The organism is Methylophilus sp. Leaf408 (assembly GCF_916856905.1).
Lineage (GTDB): Bacteria > Pseudomonadota > Gammaproteobacteria > Burkholderiales > Methylophilaceae > Methylophilus.
Genome location: NZ_CAKASK010000001.1, coordinates 2138060 through 2157159 on the forward strand (window position 1 = coordinate 2138060; position 19100 = coordinate 2157159).

General features: G+C 51.4%; 18 protein-coding genes. 6 read left to right on the forward strand and 12 right to left on the reverse strand.

All coding sequences use genetic code 11. The features are described from left to right. The first annotated feature begins 16 nt into the window (after positions 1-16). On the forward strand, positions 17-694 hold the full coding sequence (locus tag LPA26_RS10000; RefSeq protein WP_055830559.1) for a hypothetical protein: 678 nt from the start codon (positions 17-19) through the stop codon (positions 692-694). 37 nt (positions 695-731) lie between these two features. On the opposite strand, the gene LPA26_RS10005 is transcribed toward LPA26_RS10000, so the two are convergent. Further along, positions 732-1487, reverse strand: a complete 756-nt coding sequence (locus LPA26_RS10005) for a LytTR family DNA-binding domain-containing protein (protein WP_229008186.1) — start codon at positions 1485-1487, stop codon at positions 732-734. Beyond that, positions 1480-2499, reverse strand: a complete 1020-nt coding sequence (locus LPA26_RS10010; RefSeq protein WP_055869349.1) for a sensor histidine kinase — start codon at positions 2497-2499, stop codon at positions 1480-1482. Before LPA26_RS10010 ends, LPA26_RS10005 begins: the two co-directional genes overlap by 8 nt. Positions 2500-2778: 279 nt before the next feature. On the opposite strand from LPA26_RS10010, the gene argH reads away from it, so the two are divergent. Both argH and LPA26_RS10020 read left to right on the forward strand, forming a co-directional pair. Next, the gene (gene argH / locus LPA26_RS10015) at positions 2779-4197 is read left to right on the forward strand and encodes an argininosuccinate lyase (RefSeq protein WP_229008187.1); all 1419 of its coding nucleotides are present in this window, start codon (positions 2779-2781) and stop codon (positions 4195-4197) included. Then, a complete protein-coding gene (locus LPA26_RS10020) occupies positions 4197-4907 on the forward strand; it encodes a hypothetical protein (protein ID WP_229008188.1) in 711 nt (236 codons plus the stop codon). Before argH ends, LPA26_RS10020 begins: the two co-directional genes overlap by 1 nt. A 784-nt stretch (positions 4908-5691) precedes the next feature. On the opposite strand, the gene hemW is transcribed toward LPA26_RS10020, so the two are convergent. The 3 genes from hemW to LPA26_RS10035 are packed head-to-tail and all read right to left on the reverse strand — an operon-like array spanning position 5692 to position 10165. Next, positions 5692-6903 (reverse strand): radical SAM family heme chaperone HemW, encoded by a 1212-nt coding sequence (gene hemW, locus LPA26_RS10025; protein ID WP_229008189.1) that lies wholly within the window; start codon positions 6901-6903, stop codon positions 5692-5694. A gap of 38 nt (positions 6904-6941) precedes the next feature. Continuing rightward, a complete protein-coding gene (locus tag LPA26_RS10030) occupies positions 6942-9458 on the reverse strand; it encodes an ABC transporter permease (RefSeq protein WP_229008190.1) in 2517 nt (838 codons plus the stop codon). Beyond that, positions 9458-10165 carry an ABC transporter ATP-binding protein gene (locus tag LPA26_RS10035; protein WP_229008191.1) on the reverse strand — a complete coding sequence of 236 codons (708 nt, stop codon included), beginning with the start codon at positions 10163-10165 and terminating at the stop codon, positions 9458-9460. Before LPA26_RS10035 ends, LPA26_RS10030 begins: the two co-directional genes overlap by 1 nt. Before the next feature lie 65 nt (positions 10166-10230). On the opposite strand from LPA26_RS10035, the gene LPA26_RS10040 reads away from it, so the two are divergent. After that, positions 10231-10815: an arylesterase gene (locus tag LPA26_RS10040; protein WP_229008192.1), complete on the forward strand. Its 585-nt coding sequence runs from the start codon at positions 10231-10233 to the stop codon at positions 10813-10815. Between the two features lie 18 nt (positions 10816-10833). Here the strand turns inward: LPA26_RS10040 and LPA26_RS10045 are convergent, their stop codons facing one another. From LPA26_RS10045 to LPA26_RS10075, 7 genes are all read right to left on the reverse strand, one after another. Next, the gene (locus LPA26_RS10045) at positions 10834-11871 is read right to left on the reverse strand and encodes a hypothetical protein (RefSeq protein ID WP_229008193.1); all 1038 of its coding nucleotides are present in this window, start codon (positions 11869-11871) and stop codon (positions 10834-10836) included. Positions 11872-12057: 186 nt separating this feature from the next. Next, entirely contained in the window at positions 12058-13884 is a 1827-nt protein-coding gene (recQ, locus tag LPA26_RS10050) for a DNA helicase RecQ (protein WP_229008194.1), read from the reverse strand. Positions 13885-13894: 10 nt separating this feature from the next. Beyond that, positions 13895-14110 carry a hypothetical protein gene (locus tag LPA26_RS10055; RefSeq protein ID WP_229008195.1) on the reverse strand — a complete coding sequence of 72 codons (216 nt, stop codon included), beginning with the start codon at positions 14108-14110 and terminating at the stop codon, positions 13895-13897. Between the two features lie 41 nt (positions 14111-14151). Next, positions 14152-14772 (reverse strand): RdgB/HAM1 family non-canonical purine NTP pyrophosphatase, encoded by a 621-nt coding sequence (rdgB, locus tag LPA26_RS10060; RefSeq protein ID WP_229008196.1) that lies wholly within the window; start codon positions 14770-14772, stop codon positions 14152-14154. Position 14773: 1 nt separating this feature from the next. Further along, positions 14774-15493 (reverse strand): ribonuclease PH, encoded by a 720-nt coding sequence (gene rph / locus LPA26_RS10065; protein ID WP_055830582.1) that lies wholly within the window; start codon positions 15491-15493, stop codon positions 14774-14776. A gap of 20 nt (positions 15494-15513) precedes the next feature. Then, entirely contained in the window at positions 15514-16443 is a 930-nt protein-coding gene (locus tag LPA26_RS10070) for a PP2C family serine/threonine-protein phosphatase (RefSeq protein ID WP_055830585.1), read from the reverse strand. Positions 16444-16468: 25 nt separating this feature from the next. Beyond that, a complete protein-coding gene (locus LPA26_RS10075) occupies positions 16469-17404 on the reverse strand; it encodes a serine/threonine-protein kinase (RefSeq protein ID WP_229008197.1) in 936 nt (311 codons plus the stop codon). Between the two features lie 133 nt (positions 17405-17537). Between LPA26_RS10075 and LPA26_RS10080 the strand changes: the two genes are divergently transcribed. Then, positions 17538-18431 carry a YicC/YloC family endoribonuclease gene (locus LPA26_RS10080; RefSeq protein WP_229008198.1) on the forward strand — a complete coding sequence of 298 codons (894 nt, stop codon included), beginning with the start codon at positions 17538-17540 and terminating at the stop codon, positions 18429-18431. 109 nt (positions 18432-18540) lie between these two features. After that, positions 18541-19062 carry a hypothetical protein gene (locus LPA26_RS10085; RefSeq protein ID WP_229008199.1) on the forward strand — a complete coding sequence of 174 codons (522 nt, stop codon included), beginning with the start codon at positions 18541-18543 and terminating at the stop codon, positions 19060-19062. Positions 19063-19100: the final 38 nt, after the last annotated feature.

Below are 19100 nucleotides of genomic sequence, written 5' to 3' on the forward strand. Positions count from 1 at the left end.
AAAACGGAGGGCTGCCATGCAGTATCAAATCGATATTTTTCTTTCTTCACTCAATCAATTCTGGATTGAGCTAGTCAACTTTGTCCCCAAATTGCTCGCAGTCATTGTCATCCTGTTTTTCGGCTGGCTGGTCGCTAAACTGGTGCGTATCGGCGTGAAACGCCTGCTGGAAATCACCCAGTTTGACGCCTTTGCCAAGCGTTCCGGCCTCGAATCATTTATGCGTAGCGCCAATTTGAATGTCACGCTCAGTGGCATTATCAGCCAGGTGGTTTACTGGTTGGTCATTTTGCTGTTTGTGATTACCTGCGCCAATTCACTTGGCATGACAGAAGTGGCGATGTTACTGCGTGAACTGGCCAGCTACCTGCCACACATCATTGTCGCTATCCTGGTGGTGATCTTCGGTACCTTGTTTGCTCGTTTTATCAACCGCCTGGTGTTTGCCTGGTTGCACAGCATTAAATTCGAGCAAGCGCTGATTATCAGTACGTCAGCTGAATATTGCATCCAGATTCTGGCGATTTTCATTGGTCTGGAACAATTAGGGATAGGCATGCAGTTGATTCATGCCCTGTTTGTGATTGTATTTGGTGCCGTGTTCCTGGCACTGGCAATTGCGTTTGGGCTGGGCGGTAAAGACTGGGCTGCAAAAGTGATTGAACAAGCAGAACAGAAGAAAAACCTTAAATAGATATGGTTTAAATTTTAGCTAGCGACTCAGGGCCGTTTTATACGGCCCTGATCATATGCTGGTGTCTACGGCTGACCACAAGTGTTTCTGGAATGCCTTTAATCAACACTACCCAACTCAATTCGCCAGCCTCTTCGGTTTCTGCATTTTGCTGTATACGTTGTTTTTCATACCCTATTATCGCGTGCTTTGCTACCAGCGCATTCCTGTGTACACGCACAAATCGGTCAGCGTAATTCTGCTCAAGCTGGTTTAGCGACATTTCCAGCAAGTAGCTTTTTGCCTGTGTCCTTACCGTGACATATTTCAACTCAGCGCGGAAATACAATACTTCATCCACCGCAATCAGCAACACCCTGCCGCGCTCATGAATGCTCAAATGCTGGCGGGTTTCCTGCAATGATTGCAGGCCTTGCGACTGCTTTAAATTCAATGGGCGAGCTTTGGTTAAAGCTGCGGATAAACGCTCGACACGTATGGGTTTTAACAGGTAATCAATGGCATTCAGGTCAAACGCCTGCAAGGCATAATGATCGTAAGCAGTGGTAAAAATCAGGTTGGGCGGTCTTGGTAATTGACGGATATGTTGCGCCAGCTCAATGCCATCCATCACCGGCATACGGATATCCACCAAAGCGATATCCACCTGCTGGTTTTGTAATACTGCCATCGCCTCTAAACCATTCGCAGCTTCGCCAACCACCGTATAACCACCAATATCGCCGACCAGGTCGCGCAAGCGCTGTCTTGCCAGCGGCTCGTCGTCGACAATCAGCAATTGCTGCCTAGCCATGCGAAACCTCGGATAAAGGCCGGGTCGGGATGCTGATCTCAACGACATATTGCCCGTGCTCTTCATATTGCCTGAGCTGGGCTTCCAGGTCGTAATGCAACCGCAAACGCTCACGGATATTTTTGAGCGCCATTTTGTTGCCACCGGTTTTTTCCGGGCGCGGCGACAGCGGATTACTGATACGCAACAGCAGGCTTTGGGCGCTGGTAGTGATATTGATCACGATAGTGCCGCCCTGAGACAGCGTTTCTATCCCGTGGTATACCGCATTTTCCAGCAGCGGTTGCAGAATCAGTGGCGGAATCATCAGTGTGGAAGGTATTTCCGCAATATGCCATTCAACCTGCAAACGTTCATCCAGGCGCAGCTTTTCAATACTCAGATACTGCTGGCAAAGTGTGATTTCCTGCGATAAAGGCACCAGTGCGCGATTATCCGCCATGAGCACGCGGAACAGCTCCGCCATATCTTCCAGTGCAGTCTCGGCACGTTGCGGCTGGCTGCGTATCAGCGACAATACTGCATTCAGGCTATTGAATAAAAAGTGCGGGCGGATGCGTGCCTGCAATGCCTGCAAGCGGGCTTCGGCAATGGCCGGGGAATAGGCGCGCTGCAATAAATCAAGGTAATACAGGCTTAAGGCGATATCCCCCAGGCAAAGCAGCAGGACTTGTGTGTATTGTGTCATCGCTAAAGGCGAAATCCACACATGATATGCATAGGCTGACAAAGAAGTGAGCACTAACGTTAATGTCGTTATAGCAGCCAAGCCGGCAATATAAGGTAATCTTAGAATGATCGGATAAAGCAGGGTCAAGCCGCCCATGGTCAATAACAGCGGCGGTAACCATTGCCCCGCCAATTGCACCAGGTCACCGGCCCAGAGCCCAACGCTCCAGCCCGGCTGGCCATCATAGACCGTTAATAATCCCAGCAAACCGGCATGCATTAACAGCACGCGTAAATGTATGCCCAGATTACGGAAATTCGGGATGCGGTTAGTTTTACGCACGAAGGGATGTCCGTTCATGAAATACGGAGCGAGCAAAAGCGCTAACGAGCTGTCCATAAAGCTTACTGCCAGCTGCGCCAGTTTTTCCAAACACAACCTCGCAACCGTGCTGCATGACGCATACTACGGTTAATGCGTTCCGTGCGCCTCGCACTTTATCTCGCTCAATCACTTAATCGCGCGTTTCATTTATAATGTCGTGCCAGCATCATAAGTATTAAGCGCCAGTGGCGCAAGCATGTGCTAGACGCCCAATTTCTGGCAGAAAGAATTTTTGCTTTGACAACTTCGCAATCCACACCACAATCTTCGCTGCATCAAAAAGACCAGGCCTGGTCCGGCCGTTTCAATGAGCCGGTGGCTGAGCTGGTGAAACGTTATACCGCTTCGGTTGACTTCGACAAACGCCTGGCTGCATTTGATATCCAGGGTTCGATCGCGCATGCCACCATGCTGGGTGCAAATAACATTATTTCTGCGCAGGATGTTGAAGATATCAAACGCGGCCTCGGTGAAATTCTTGCCGAGATTGAAGCCGGTCAATTTGAATGGCTGCTGGACCTGGAAGATGTGCACCTGAACATCGAAAGACGCCTGACCGAGAAAATCGGCGATGCCGGCAAACGCCTGCACACCGGCCGATCACGTAATGACCAGGTCGCCACCGATGTGCGCTTATGGTTGCGTAGCGTGGTCGATGACACCATTGCCGGTATCCGTGCCCTGCAAACCTCTCTGCTGGATCTGGCAGAACAAAATGCGGCCACCATCATGCCAGGCTTCACCCATCTGCAAGTGGCGCAACCGGTGACTTTCGGTCATCACCTGATGGCCTATTTTGAAATGCTCAACCGCGATGCCGAACGCTTTGCCGATGCCCGCAAACGTATCAACCGACTGCCGCTAGGTGCTGCTGCCTTGGCCGGCACCAGCTATCCGATTAACCGTGAGCTGGTCGCCGAATTACTAGGCTTTGATAGCGTCTGCCAGAACTCGCTGGACGCGGTATCAGACCGTGATTTCGCGATTGAATTTAATGCCGCCGCCTCGCTGCTGATGATGCACCTGTCACGCTTCTCCGAAGAACTGATTTTATGGATGAGCCCAAGATTCGGTTTTATCGATATTGCCGACCGCTTCTGTACCGGCTCTTCCATCATGCCGCAAAAGAAAAACCCGGATGTGCCGGAACTGGTGCGTGGTAAAACAGGACGAGTGTATGGGCATCTGGTTGGCCTGCTAACCCTGATGAAAGGCCAGCCACTGGCCTACAACAAGGACAACCAGGAAGATAAAGAGCCATTGTTTGACGTGGCCGACACCCTGCTGGTGACCTTGCAGATTTACGCCGACATGCTGCGCGGCATCACCGTTAAAGCCGATAATATGCGCCAGGCCGCACTGGAAGGCTTTGCCACCGCCACAGACCTGGCGGATTACCTGGTGAAAAAAGGCATGCCGTTCCGTGATGCGCACGAAGTGGTGGCGCATGCCGTCAAAGCAGGTGTGGAATCCGGCCGTGACCTGGCAGAATTCAGCCTGGCAGAGTTACAGGCATTCAGCGCAACAATAAGCGATGATGTATTTGAAGTCCTGACGCTTGAAGGCTCAGTCGCCAGCCGTAACCACACCGGCGGCACTGCCCCCGAACAAGTCCGCCGTGCCATCGCGCAAGCCAGGGAACAGTTAGGGCGCTGATGACACGCCTGCGTCATCACCAGTGGAATCGCAGATCACATTGGCTGATGATGGCAGGATTAATTCTTTGCTTCGCTTTGATGACCGGTCTGCGTCATCAACCAGCGCATGCCGCGTTCGGCATTGCCAATCCCAAGCACGAACAATCCATGTTATGGCCGCTGCTACCGGGTGAAAGTATCAACAGCCTGGCCGCCAAACTGTATCCGCAAAGCCCGGTGTTGCAGCAGCGCTTTGTGCAGCAATCACTCACCTTTAGCCGCGGCCGTGGCATTCTGCTGACTGCCGATCAGCGCGTGGACTCTGCGCAATTGATTGCAGTGCCGAATGCACAGGCTTTGCATACGGTGACGCATCGTATTAAGAAAGCGGATGAGGCAGACCCGCAAGTATTTGCTACGCCGACAGGGTTGGTGATGAGTTTGCAGATGCGGCAGTGGGAGCAATCGGGAAGTATCTTTCCTAGCTTGAGTTTGCCGTCTATTCAGGTACCAGCATGGATGAAACTGAATAATGCAAAATCTTCGGCATCGGAATTAACAGCCCAGGTGCGGTATAACTTTCAGTCGAATATTAAGGCGCTAGGGCATATGTCGGTGAAGAGTTTATCCAAACAACCGCATTTGGTGATGATTGTGAGTAGTGGATTGTTGTTATTGGTGTTAGTTGTGGTCTGGGGATTGCAGAGAAAAGGCCGCTCTGTTGATTGATACATTCATCGAACTTTGATGGATTCTTTTTCGCCTCTAGGCGAGTGTCTTTCCTTTGCTTGCCCAAAGCAAAGGCACCAAAGTAAAGGGCACCCTAGCTTCCGCTTATTTCCTGCGTTGCTAGTCAAAACAAGCGGTCGCGAAACTCGACCTGGCAGCTCACACAGAACGTGAGCTGCTGCGGGACTCAAACAAACGCTCCCTTCATCTTGTTTTGCCTGCGCTACTCGGCGCGTCAGATAGGGGCCCATTGAAACCCACCACGATTACATAATGGCTACGCACAAGGGACTGAGGCCGCTAAGTGAGTTTCATACTTTAAAAACCCAATTCAAACTCTTATAACTCTAATTCTTACGTGTCTTTTCCACAGTGGTTGTGCGTGATGCAAAGCAAGGATCTCAACCAAGTTAACGCGTGTGGTTTTCACGGGCCCCTATCTGACGCGCCGAGTAGCGCAGTCAGCGTGGGAGTTTTCGGCCAGCGTCTGTTTGAGTTCCGCGGTGGCTTGCGTCATGTACAAGCCGCTAGGGCGAGTTTCGTTGGCCGCCCACGCTGATGAGCAATGCAGGATAAAAGCGGAAGCTAGGGTGCCCTTTCTTTTGGTTACTTATTCTTTGGGCAAGCAAAGAAAAGTAACTCGCCTAGGGGCGAAATAAAATGTTTAATTCTCAAAGAAATACCTATCAAACACTCACCCAACCATTGTGTGGCATTGAGATATTTTCATTACGGAGCTAAGCATTACCGCTGCCTAGATTCTGGCCTACGCCAGAATGACAGCCTATTCCGGTAAAAACATCTCCAGCAACGTATTCAAAAACCGCTGCCCCAGCAACGTCGGTTTAATAACTCCCCCAGCCTGCTCCAGCAACCCCTTCTGCTGCGCCAGCTGTAACTGCGCCTGAATCACTCTCAACGGCAATCCCGTCCGTTGCTGGAACAAGCCCGCTTCCACCCCATCCACCAACCTTAACGCATTCATCATAAATTCAAACGCCAGATCCTCACGCCCTATCTGCCATTCACTATCCACCATCTGCCCTGTGGTCACAGATTCCAGATATCTCTTCGGATGTTTATGCCGACTCTGGCGAATAATCTTGTCGTGAAAACTCAGCTTGGAATGCGCCCCTGCCCCGATGCCCAGGTAATCGCCAAAGGTCCAGTAATTGAGGTTGTGCTGACATTGCTGACCGGGCTGGGCAAAGCCTGATGTTTCGTAATGCTGGTAGCCATTAGCGGCAAGTATCTTCTCAATCTCTTCCTGCATGGTGGCGCTAGTATCGTCATCCGGCAGGCTCGGTGGCGTGCGGTGAAAAGGTGTGTTGGGTTCCAGCGTCAGGTGGTAGAACGACAGATGCGCGGGCTTGATATGGCAGGCAGTTTCAGCATCTAGCAATGCATCTTCCAGGCTCTGTTCCGGCAATGCATACATCACATCCAGATTGACCTTTTCAAAGGTATTCAACGCCAGCTCAGCTGCCGCCAGCGCCTGCTCCCTGTCATGGATACGGCCTAAAGCTTTTAAATATTGTGGCTGGAAACTCTGGATACCCAGTGAAACGCGGTTCACACCTGCATCACGATACCCCTTGAAGTTGGCAATATCGACTGTGCCGGGGTTAGCTTCCAGCGTCACTTCAGCACCATATTCCAGCGGCGTCAGCATGCGCACATGGCTGAGGATTTTATCTATCGACTCGGCGGAGAAAATACTGGGCGTGCCGCCACCGAAAAAGACGCTGCGGATTTTGCGGCCCCACACCAGTGGCGTGGCCTGTTCGAGGTCGGCAATCAGCGCATCGACATAGGCGGCTTCAGGGATTTCCTGCCGTGCTTCGTGGGAGTTGAAGTCGCAGTATGGGCATTTGCGTACACACCAGGGAATATGGATATACAGCGAAAGCGGCGGCGGGTTGGTGAGGCCGCTCAGCGTGACGTCGCCTTGCAAGGGCGCGTCACTCAAACTGTTGGCAGGGTAAATCGGGATCATGTGCGTATTTTACCGCGTAACCGTGAGACAACCGGCGTTTATATGCTTTGCAACAACACCCTGGGCGGCTGGTTGAACTGGTTACACGCCACCAGCCAGGCCGAGAATGGCACCAGCACAATCGCCGCCAGCAAGGCCTGCACACTTAACCAGGCGTTGAACTGGTATTCCATATCCAGCACCAGCGTCGCCAGATAGTAAGCAGCAATATTGGTAAAAATATTGGCGACGACACTGGCCAATATGCCTATGCATAAAAACTCCACCAGCATCGCCAGTACCACCTGTTTTCTTGAAGCACCCAGCACCCGCATCAATGTGCTTTCGCGCACCCGCTCCTCGCGGGTTGCCATCAGGGCGGCATACAACACTGCCAGGCCTGCCAGCAGGCTAAAGCCGAATACAAATTCAATCGCATAACTCATTTTGCTGATCAGGCTTTGAATCTGCTCCATCACTGCGGCGACATTGATAATGGTCAGATTGGGGAATTTCCTGACCAACTGGTTCAGCGCTTCTTCCTTGCCTTCAGGCAGGTGAAAACTGGTGAGGTAATTGGCAGCATAATCATTAAGCACTTTCGGTGGCGTCACCGCAAAAAAGTTAACGTGCATGCTGTTCCACTCCACCTTGCGCAAGCTGGAAATGGTCAGTTCAAGTTGAGTGCCCGCCACATCATAAGTCAACTTATCGCCCAGCTTCAAATTGAGTGTCTCGGCCAGCCCCTGCTCTAGAGACAGCAGCGGTTTGCCTGCATCTTCGGCTTGCCACCACTGTCCGGCCACCAGCTCGTTATCGGCCTGCATCTGCGCTGCCCACGATAAATTGAATTCCCGCTCAGCCAGGCGTTTGGCGCGGTCATCTTTGTAATTCTCGATATTGAGCGGTTTGCCATTCACCGCTTGTAAGCGTGCGCGCACCATGGGGAAAATGTCAGCATGCTGGATGGCATTCGCAGTGAGCACCTGATTGATACCCGGAATCTGGTCTGCCTGGATATTGATGACAAAGCGGTTAGGCGCATCTGCCGGTAACGAGCTTTGCCAGTTTTTCAGCAGATCATTACGCACGAATGCCAGCAGCAATATCGCCATCAGGCCCATGCTTAAGCCAACTACCTGGGCGATGGTCAGGATGGGGCGGCGCCTTAAGCCCATTAAACCCAGCTTGATTACGCCGAAATTTTGCACAGAGAACGATTTAACAATCCTGAGCCCGGCCAATGCCAGCAAACCTGCCACCACGACCAATGCCAGTAGCGCAGCGAATACAATCCCGGCCAGTTTGATATCACCTGCATGCCAGAACACCAGCCCTGCCAGCACCAGGAATGCAGGGATAAATACAATGACATTCATACGCACATTGCCTTCCAGGTCCTGGCGCAAAATGCGTAATGCCGGTACTGCGCGCAGGCGCATCAGTTGCGGCCACACCACCGTCAGCAAGGTGGCAAACCCGGTAGCTAAGCCTAGAAAAACCGGCATCCAGCCGGGTGCTGGCAACGTCTCTACAAACAGGCGGCCCGCCAGGAAAGCTAAACCATATTGCGCGGCAAATCCCAGCACACAGCCGATCACGCTACCCACCAACGCCAGCAATAAGGTCTGGTAAAGCAGAATCTGCGTAATCAGTTTTTTGGTCGCACCAAAACAACGCATCAGCGCATACGCATCCAGGCTTTTTTGCACATAGGGATTACTCGCCAGCAACATCGCCACCATCGCCAGGATCACGCCGACCATGGAGGCAATGCCCAGGAATTGTTGCGCCTTGTTCAGCGCATTGCGCATTTCCGGGCGGGCGCTGCGGATATCATCTACGCGCTCACCTCGGGCTAACTGCGGTTTCAGCCATTCGGCATAGTCTTCCATCGCCTGGTTCACCGCTGCGCCATCCATATTGGCTGCAACCAGCAACTGGTATTTCACCCGGCTACCAAATTGAACCAGATTGGTGGCAGGCACATCGGCGCTGTTCATAAACAAGCGAGGCGCAATACTGAACATATCACCGCCACGCGATGGCTCCTGCAATACAAATGCCGCGAGCATAAACTGGCTTTCACCAACGCTGACCTCATCACCTATCTTCAATGCGAGTTTTTGCGCCAGTCGCGGCTCCATCCACACCGTGCCGGGAGCAGGAATATCTGTCGAAGATGGTTCAGCTTTCGCCGAAGTCGTTGACTGCTTGCTGATAGTCAAATGCCCACGCAGCGGAAAGTCCGCTTCCACCGCCTTGATCTCGGCCAGCTCACTACGCTCGCCTTTCAGCACCATGCTAGAAAATTCCAGCGCCTGCGTGGTCTGGTACTGGCGGCGTTGCGCTTCCGCCAGGTAAGCTGGCGGGAGTGCATGGTCAGAATTCACCACCAGATCCGCCCCCAGCAGCACATTGCCCTGGGTTTGCATGCTGGACTTGATACGGTCAGTAAAGAAACTGACTGAGGTGGTCGCCGTGACTGCCAATATCAGCGCAAACAGCAATACACGGATTTCGCCGGAAGACCACAGGCTGCGAAACTGGCGCCAGGCAATCGAGAACGCCAGCATTAATGTACTCCCGCATGCGTGTCGGCAATAGTGATCTCACTGAGCACGCCATTCTGCAAATTCAGCACCCGCTGACAACGCCTTGCCAGGTTCATATCGTGCGTTACCAGCACCAGCGTCGTACCGCTCTTCGCATTTAAATCAAACAGCAATTTGATAATCGCCTCGCCGGTTGCGACATCCAGGTTACCGGTCGGCTCATCGGCAAATAAAATAGAAGGCTTGGCCGCAAATGCCCTGGCAATCGCCACCCGCTGCTGTTCGCCGCCTGACAACTGTTTTGGGTAATGTGTGCCACGCGCTGCCAGGCCTACGCTTTCCAGTGCCGCTATCGCAATCGCCTGCGCATCACGGCGGCCAGCCAACTGCAAAGGCAGCATCACATTTTCTAGAGCAGTCAGTGAGCCCAGCAACTGGAATGATTGAAACACGAAGCCCATATGCTCGGCACGCACCGCGGCACGGCCATCTTCATCCATCTGCCCGATATCTTTCCCGGCTATCAGGACTTTTCCGCTACTCGCCGTATCCAACCCCGCCAGCAGGCCCAGCAAAGTAGATTTACCGGAACCGGAACTCCCAATGATTGCCAGCCTCTCACCCTTGGGTACGGCAAGATTCAAATTGGTCAGAATGGGGATTGTTGTATCATTGCTCACAACAGATTTACTTAAAGACAGCGCTTCAACAGCATAAGGGCTTTGCATTAATGATGTTCCGATTTATAAAGATATTGATCGTGTTACCTGGTTTATTGTTTACAAACTTAGTCATGGCAGAAGCCGCATCCAAACAAGCGATACTGGTATTTGGCGATAGCTTATCCGCCGCCTACAGAATCCCACAGGCACAAGGCTGGGTCAGTCTGCTGGCACAACGAGTGAAAGACAACCATTTGCCCTACGAAGTTGCCAACGCCAGCGTCAGCGGTGAAACAACTGCGGGTGGACTTAGCCGTTTACCCGCGGCACTCAAGCAGTTTAAACCCAGTATCGTCGTGATAGAACTCGGTGCAAATGACGGCCTGCGCGCACTGTCGCTCGATGCAATGAAAAGCAATCTTGAAAAAATGATTCAGGCCAGCCAGCAAGCCAATGCGCAGGTGGTGTTGCTAGGCATGTTTATCCCACCGAATTATGGCCCGAAATATACTAATGGTTTTAAGGCGGTTTACCTGGATTTGTCAGAGAAATACAAAACACCATTTGTGCCATTTTTCCTGGATGGAATTAGTGGTCACAGCGATTTGGTAATTGAAGATGGGCTGCACCCTAATGTGGTTGCACAGCCAAAGATATTGGAAAATGTTTGGCCGACTTTGAAGCTTATATTGACAAAAAATAATACTAATCGCTAAAGCAATAAACTATTTGATTCAGAATGCTGCCCTGCGATTTATGAGGTCTTGCATGCAAATGGGTAACAAAGACCTCAGTCGTGTAGAAATATCTTCCTCATGTTTTTGCCAGAGGATCCCGCTATACACAATCACTAAGCCTATGAATGTGAGCGCAAACGGAAAGGCCATACTGTCCTTAAAAACGTCATAGGCAAGGTGAGTGGTATATGAGGCAACACCCAGGCCGCCAAATACAACAAAGACCCTGCGTGACAAAATTGCTCCGATACCTATCATTAAAAGATTAATACATAGGTAAATAAATTTGTTTAACTCGCTGCCGGACTCCATCATGGTTAAGCCAGTCCAGAAAGTGATCACCCCAAATAGATACAGCCAAAACGGAAAATCTTTTTCATGCTTGCTGCGTAAATCGACCCAAACTGCCAAAAGTATGGTGCACACGCCAAACCAGATCGAGACGAGCTTACGCAACTCCCAGTGGATGTCGTTATTCTCGGATAAAAAGAGCGCCAGATCCATGCTTAAATACCAGAGCGTCACCGCTATTGGCATTACCATAAATGGCAAGCGGTAGAGATATAGCATGATAGCCCCCGCTGCCAGCGTTCCCAGTTCCATCCATATCCATCGCCAGTCTACAAATGAATAGTAATCTTGATAATGTCGTCCTTCGGCCCAAAACCCCATGGCACTTTGCAGGCCATAAATGGCTAATGGTGTCAGTGCCACGACAAAAGCGCCGCAAAGCCCGGCAGGAATGAGTAATTTACGTTTGAACAAATAATCAGTAAACACAAGCCCTGCAACCGCATAGGCCACCGAAATAGCCACTAACCCCCATCCGCCAAATCTTTCCCAACCTAGCGTCATGAATAGCGTCATTGCGCCAATGCCAAGGAGGCCACCAAGATAATAGAGGATATGCGTGAAACGGAAAGAAGGCGTATCTTTCATCTGCGCATTAAGAAATTGCCAAAGCTGCTCGCTTTGTTCTGAACTGATCAGATGCTGTTGAACCGCTTTTTCGAGAAGCACACGATTGATTTGCATATCCGCCTTTAGGACAAAAATGACATTTGTTAAGAATTGTATTTTAAGATCAATATATTTTTTTACCAAGTCTTCCAGTCATTAAAAACCATAAGTCCGTGTTTCTACCGGCTCGCAGATTCTACTTTTCTATCTGCTATGCCTCATGAGGTCAGCGTTTTGGTTTAGAAATAAGAGGCTTCGAGCTTATAGCATCTCTTCCAGCACCTGCAAAAACGCATCCCCATATTTCTGCAATTTCGCCTGCCCTATCCCGCTAATTTGCCCCATTTCATTCAAGGTTTGCGGTTTACGATTGTGGATTTCCAGCAGCGTACTATCGTGAAAAATCACATAAGGTGGTACGCCCTGCTCTCTTGCCAGTTCCAGTCGTTTGGCTTTAAGCGCTTGCCAGAGCGGGTCATCGTTCGCACCTTCAAACGCCTCTTTGGCACGTGCGCTGCGTTCGGCTTTGCTCATGCGTTTTTCGGGTTCGGCATCGCGGCGTAGCCAGACTTCTTGCTCGCCTTTTAGCACTGGCCGTGCGGCTTCAGTGAGTTTTAAGCCACCGTAGGCAGCCATATCTGCTTCCAGTAATCCCGCTGCGATCAGTTGGCGATAGACGCCACTCCACTGGTTTTGGTTGAGGCTTTTACCTATGCCAAAGGTGCTGACTTTATCGTGATTAAAACGCTCGACTTGTGCAGTGACTTTGCCGGTGAGTACATCAATTAAATGGCCGACGCCGAATCTTTGCCCGGTACGGAAAACACACGAAAGTGCCATTTGCGCGACCTGAGTGGCTTGCCAGGTTTCTACCGGATGCAGGCAGTTATCGCATTGTTCACAGGCGCCGGGATGGCTTTCGCCGAAGTAGCGCAGAATGCTTTGGTGGCGGCAGGCGGTGGATTCGCAGTAGCCTAGCAAGGCGTCCAGCTTTAACCTTTCCAGCCGTTTGCGTTCTTCGGAGGCTTCGCCGCTATCGAGCATTTGCCGCATGGAGACGACATCGCCCATGCCGTAGACCATCCAGGCATTGGCTTGCAGGCCATCGCGCCCGGCGCGGCCGGTTTCCTGATAGTAACCTTCCATGCTTTTTGGCAGGTCCAGATGGGCGACGAAGCGGACGTTGGGTTTATCGATGCCCATGCCGAACGCGATGGTCGCCACCATGATGATGCCTTCTTCACGCAGGAAGCGGCGCTGGTGGTGTTCGCGTAATTGCGCGGGCAACCCGGCATGATATGGCAACGCCGACCAGCCTTTTTCTACCAGCCAGGCGGCAGTTTCTTCGACTTTCTTACGCGATAAACAATAAATGATGCCTGCATCGTTGGCGTGTTCACGCTCCAGAAATGCCTGCAATTGCTGGCGCGCATTGTTCTTGATGCCGACGTGATAACGGATATTCGGGCGGTCAAAACTGGAAACGAACTGGCAGGCGTTTTCGAGGTTGAGCTGGCTGATGATTTCGGCACGCGTAGGTGCATCGGCCGTGGCGGTGAGCGCGATACGCGGCACATCGGGGAAGCGGTTGTGTAACACGGTGAGCTGGCGGTATTCCGGCCGGAAATCATGGCCCCATTGCGAGACGCAATGTGCTTCGTCAATGGCAAACAGGGCGAGTCCTGTGTGCTGCTGCACTTCATCGAGCAGGCTTAAAAAGCTGCCGACCATCAGCCGCTCAGGCGCGACGTAGAGTAATTTGATTTCACCGCTGACCACCTCGCGGGTAATACGGGCATTGTCTTCAGCGCTTAAGCTGGAATTCAGGAAGGCAGCGTTTACGCCTAGTTGTTGCAGGGCTTCCACCTGGTCTTGCATCAAGGCAATCAAGGGTGACACGACAATCGCCAGGCCATCACGTGCAAGGGCTGGAATCTGGTAACACAGGGATTTACCGCCACCGGTGGGCATGAGCACCAGCGCATCCTGCCCGGCAATCACATGTTCAACGATGGCTTGTTGTTGATGGCGAAACTGGTTGTAACCGAAAACGTCGTGGAGGATTTGTTGCGGTGAGGCGCTTGCCATGTTGGCAAGCCTATATCTTGTTGTAAGGGTTGATGAGTTGATCGACGAGCGCATGCAAAGCCTGGCGCATCTGTTCTTCGCTGACTTCCATCAGCAAGCCATCTTCCAGCGCATCCTGGGCGATCTGTTTGAGTTCATCAAAGTTTTCAGACATGACTTTGACTTTTTCGGTACACGAAACCACCGAGCCGTCGTCACGCACCCATTTGGGCCACTCATTTGTCATATGCTGTTTCTTTCACCTACGTGTGCTTTCAGTTACTTTTTTTACTGACTTTTCTCTAAAGCTTGCAACAATTTTACCAAGGCCTGGCCTCTATGGCTCATTTTGCTTTTCATTTCCAGCGGTAATTCAGCCACGGTCTTGCGTGTTTCCAGGTCCATAAACAAGGGGTCATAGCCAAACCCTTCTGACCCGCGAAACTCGCGCAAAATTTCACCTAGCCAAACGCCATCGGCAATAATCGGTTGCGGATCGTTGGGCGACCGCACCATCACCAGCACACTGTAAAAATACGCGCGGCGGTCACTTTCGCGCGACATCACTGTGAGCAGTTTATCGTTGTTGCGTTCATCCTGCGTCAACAGGCTACCTGATGGTTGTGGGCCTGCATATCGTGCCGAGATCACACCTGGTGCGCCTTGCAGGGCATTCACGCATAAACCGGAATCATCAGCCAGCGCCGGTAAACCGGTATGCTGGCTGGCATGCCGTGCTTTGGCCAGTGCATTTTCAACAAAGGTTTCATACGGCTCCGGGCACTCCGGTACATTGAATTCAGATTGCGACACAATCTCGATATTCAAGGGTGCCAGCACATGGGCGATTTCGCGGATTTTGCCTTTGTTGCCGGAGGCGATCACCAGTTTGTTGAACGCTAGTGCCATGTTATTTTGCTAATGCCTGTTGTTGCAGTTTGGATAATTCGGCAATGCCTTTGGCTGCCAGATCCAGCATCTCGTTCATCGCGTCGCGGCTGAAAGGTTCGCCTTCGGCGGTGCCCTGAATTTCGACAAAACCGCCGCTACCGGTCATGACTACATTCATGTCGGTATCACAGTCGGAATCTTCAATATAATCCAGGTCCAGCACCGGAATACCCTGGTAAACACCGACCGAAATCGCGCCGACTGAATCTTTGATCGGGCTTTCAGTGAGCAAGCCTTTTGCCAGCAACGTGCTGACGGCATCGACCATCGCCACATAAGCGCCGGTGATGCTGGCGGTGCGCGTGCCGCCATCGGCCTGGATCACGTCGCAGTCAAAATGGATGGTGCGCTCGCCAAGCTTTTGCATGTCAATTACTGCGCGCAGGCTGCGGCCGATCAGGCGCTGGATTTCCTGGGTGCGGCCGGTTTGCTTGCCACGGGCAGCTTCGCGATCCATACGTGAACCGGTAGAACGTGGCAGCATGCCGTATTCGGCGGTCACCCAGCCCTGGTTTTTGCCTTTGAGGAAACCGGGCACTTTTTCTTCGATACTGGCGGTGCAAATCACATGGGTATCGCCAAATTTGACCAAGACTGAGCCTTCGGCGTGTTTGGTGTAGCTGCGGATGATTTCTATGCTGCGCAACTGGTCGTTGGCACGTTGGCTGGGTCTGGTCATTTCAAATTTTCCTGTCTGTTTCAAGTTTCTTGTTTTTTGAGATGCTGGCCGGTTCTGCCCAGCGCATCCTGTATGTCGGCAATGGCCTTTTCAATTTCGTCGTCGGTCAGATCCAGTGCATGCGGGTGGGGCATGGTCCCGGCATGGTTGAGCATGGTGGTCGTCCCGTCACCTGGTAAATCCAGGGTAGACACTGCCAGTGGCGCGGTATTTCTTTCACCCCACTGCAAGGCGATGGCACTCATGTTATCACCCACGGTGATGCTGGCGGTATCGGCATCATCCAGCAGGCGCGTGACGCCATCCTGCATATTGGCGGCCAGCATATGCTGCGCCATGGTGATGGCAGGCACCGTATTCCAGACACCATCCGAGCATAACAAAATGACATCGCCCTCGCTGAGCGGCATAGGGTCAGCCAGGTCAACTTGCGGCGGTTTGTCGCCACCCAGGCAATTATAGATTTTGTTGCGATGCGGGTGTCGCTCAATCTGCTCGGCGGTGATCCTGCCTTCACGCAATAGCGATTGCACTACGGAGTGATCCTGGGTCTGGAATTCTTCCAGGCCGTTGCGGTAAAGATAGAGGCGGGAATCGCCAACATGCGCACAAAACAGTTTGTTGTGCTGGATCAAGGCAACCACAATGGTCGTGCGCGGCGATTCGGATAACTTCTTGCGCACACGCACATTCTCAATCACGTCGTGCACCTGGCCGATCTGCTCACGAAGAAACTGCGCCGGCTGCGCGATGAGCGGGTCAGATTCGCGCTGGAAGGCTTCCACCATGGTTTTGACTGCAATTTCGGCCGCGACATCGCCATGCTGGTGACCACCCATTCCATCGGCCAACACCATCAAAATGGAATGCCTGTGATAGGAGTATGCCAGCCGGTCCTGGTTATACGGACGCGGCCCCTGGCGGCTGCCTTGCGCAATTGAAAACTTCATGGCATCAAGCGTTTCGTCAAATGTTTCATAGTGGTTTGGTGAGCACTTTAATAATTTTATCGACCAGGGAGCCACGGGCGTCATCTGCCACATGCACCTCTATCATTTTTTTCTGCAATGAAAACACACTTTGCGGCCGTTGCAGGTAATCAATATGCATACAGTCATCAATAATCGATAACAGTTTTTCTGAATAGATTTGCTTGCCTAGCTGTATCGCCGGCACCAGTGTATCTTCATTGAGGCGGATATTGGCAGCCAGCGGCGATGAACGTTGCAGGCAGGCATACATACTGGCACCTATGCTGTAAATATCGCTCCACGGGCCCAAATGCTTGCGGTCTATGTATTGTTCCGGCGGGGCAAAACCCGGCGTGTAAGTCGGCGCCAGTGTCACCTCGGACAAGGCCTGGCGTGCCGAACCGAAGTCCAGCAACACCGGCGAGCCATCCAGTCGTATATAAATATTGGCCGGTTTGATATCCAGGTGCAGCAGTTTACGGCTATGCACCTCACGCAAACCATTCAGCAATTCAACAAACATGCGGATCATGAAGTTTTCCGGCACCGGCTGCGTTAACGCAATGATGTAATCCTGCAGCGATTTGCCGCGCTCGTATTTCATCACCATATACACGGTGTTGTTGGCGCGGAAGAAGTTTTTCACGCGCACGATATTCTTGTGCTCGATATTGGCCAGCGCCAACCCTTCTTCAAAAAAGCACTTCATCCCATGTTTATACGCGGCTTCATTTTTACCGTTAGAACGGATATGCGTCTGGCCATCGCGCTTGGCCAGTGTCACCGGCATATATTCTTTGATGGCGACAGTATTTTTCTGTTTATCCTGTGCCAGATAGACGAAGCTGAACCCGCCCAGACTCAGCACCCGAGTGATGGTGTAGTCATGCAACACGGTGCCTACTGGCAGTGCAATATCGATTTTATTGGCGAGCTTCACTTAATGGTTAACGTACTTATCATGGCTTTTATTGAGGAAAACACGAAATAAACTGTGTTAACTTGTTATAACGCTATTTTCGCATATCGATACTGCATTTGATACAATCCCCCGCTTAGCTCGGAGCGAATAAATGACTTCCAAAAATAATACCAATCATCAACCCATTTTAAGTATGACTGGCTTTGCCAACAGCGAAACCCGCTTTCCGGCAGGTCTGTTACTGATCGAATTGCGCGCAGTCAATCATCGTTACCTGGAGTTGAATGTCAAAATTGAAGACAGCTTGCGCCAGTTTGAACCGTTGGTGCGTGAACAGCTGCAGACCAGGCTTGGTCGCGGCAAAGTGGAATGCCGGTTGAGCCTGAAAAGCGATAGCGCAAGTAGCAGTAAACTGGCGCTCAACCCAACCATGGTCGCGCAGATTGCACAGACTTTGAAAGACCTGAACCAGCATTTCCCTCAAGCACAGCCGGTAAATCTGGTGGATATTTTCAAGTTACCGGGCGTATTGCAAACTGAGGCGGTAGATACTGAAGCCATGGCAGAAAGTCTGCAACAGGGATTGAGCCAGACGATAGACGAACTAATTGCCGCGCGCCAGCGTGAAGGCGAAAAACTCAAACAGGTATTGCTGGACAGGCTGCAAGGCGTGCGCGAGCAAATCAGTATTGTGAAGCCGTTATTACCGCAAGCGATTCAGCAATACCAGGAAAAACTCACCGCCAAATTGCGCGAAGCGATGCAAGCCGATGATGACCGCGTGCGCCAGGAAATCGTGTTGTATGTGCAACGCACCGATGTGGATGAGGAGCTGGCGAGACTGAATTCGCACATTACCGAGATGGACCGTATTCTTAGCGTTGGTGGCGCTGTCGGTAAAAAGCTGGATTTCCTGATGCAGGAAATGAACCGTGAAGCGAATACACTGGGCTCAAAATCAGTTGCGATTGAAACCACCCAGGTGTCCATGCAGTTAAAAGTGCTGATCGAGCAAATGCGCGAACAAATCCAGAATATTGAATAAATGCAACAATTTGCATAAATAATTAAGCCACTTCGCCTGCAAAGTGGCTTAACCCTATTGGCATGATGGTATAGTCAGATCACTCCAAGAAAACATAGGGTCTAGAACCATGCCTCTTCTCCGCTATGCTTTACTTTTCTGCGTCTATGTCTTGACCAGCGTATTTCCCCAACTTTCCGTTGCTGAAATCACCACCCTGCCTATCCCGGACCAGGGCTGGGCGATTAGCTTCGACGCACCTCCGCTCCGGCCGGTCAGGGAAGCGGATTCGAATGACCACTATATGTATTATGGCAACGCCAATTTCTTCTCGGTAGTAATCAATGTGGATACGCCAGCGTGCGATGGCGGTGACTCACATGAAAATGTACTGAACTGCTTTTGGCCAAAGGCCAGTAAAGAACCCTTGATCAACCAGGCCAGCGTGCAAAAAAGCTGCAACAGCAATTACTGCAAGCTCAGCTATGAGCTGGAAAACAGTTTTCAGGATAAAAGTATCAAGCAACGGCATGTCTATTTTCTATTTGCCTATCGCAACAAGTGGAACAATGTGCATATTTCTTATGTCAATCCCACCGAAGTGGATTTAAAGGTACTCGAAAAATTTGAGCAATCGTTAAGCTACAAATAAGCACTTTCAAGACCTTTACGCATCCAACTTCTAAAATA

Bases quoted from the DNA above. Each gene is read 5' to 3' on its own strand.
- hemW (WP_229008189.1), bottom strand. From the start codon at position 6,903: ATGATCCCGATTTACCCTGCCAACAGTTTGAGTGACGCGCCCTTGCAA.
- rph (WP_055830582.1), bottom strand. From the start codon at position 15,493: ATGACCAGACCCAGCCAACGTGCCAACGACCAGTTGCGCAGCATAGAA.
- LPA26_RS10035 (WP_229008191.1), bottom strand. From the start codon at position 10,165: ATGCAAAGCCCTTATGCTGTTGAAGCGCTGTCTTTAAGTAAATCTGTT.
- recQ (WP_229008194.1), bottom strand. From the start codon at position 13,884: ATGGCAAGCGCCTCACCGCAACAAATCCTCCACGACGTTTTCGGTTAC.
- LPA26_RS10040 (WP_229008192.1), top strand. From the start codon at position 10,231: ATGGCAGAAGCCGCATCCAAACAAGCGATACTGGTATTTGGCGATAGC.
- LPA26_RS10020 (WP_229008188.1), top strand. From the start codon at position 4,197: ATGACACGCCTGCGTCATCACCAGTGGAATCGCAGATCACATTGGCTG.
- LPA26_RS10070 (WP_055830585.1), bottom strand. From the start codon at position 16,443: ATGAAGTTTTCAATTGCGCAAGGCAGCCGCCAGGGGCCGCGTCCGTAT.
- rdgB (WP_229008196.1), bottom strand. From the start codon at position 14,772: ATGGCACTAGCGTTCAACAAACTGGTGATCGCCTCCGGCAACAAAGGC.
- LPA26_RS10055 (WP_229008195.1), bottom strand. From the start codon at position 14,110: ATGACAAATGAGTGGCCCAAATGGGTGCGTGACGACGGCTCGGTGGTT.
- LPA26_RS10085 (WP_229008199.1), top strand. From the start codon at position 18,541: ATGCCTCTTCTCCGCTATGCTTTACTTTTCTGCGTCTATGTCTTGACC.
- LPA26_RS10045 (WP_229008193.1), bottom strand. From the start codon at position 11,871: ATGCAAATCAATCGTGTGCTTCTCGAAAAAGCGGTTCAACAGCATCTG.
- LPA26_RS10000 (WP_055830559.1), top strand. From the start codon at position 17: ATGCAGTATCAAATCGATATTTTTCTTTCTTCACTCAATCAATTCTGG.
- LPA26_RS10030 (WP_229008190.1), bottom strand. From the start codon at position 9,458: ATGCTGGCGTTCTCGATTGCCTGGCGCCAGTTTCGCAGCCTGTGGTCT.
- LPA26_RS10080 (WP_229008198.1), top strand. From the start codon at position 17,538: ATGACTTCCAAAAATAATACCAATCATCAACCCATTTTAAGTATGACT.
- LPA26_RS10005 (WP_229008186.1), bottom strand. From the start codon at position 1,487: ATGGCTAGGCAGCAATTGCTGATTGTCGACGACGAGCCGCTGGCAAGA.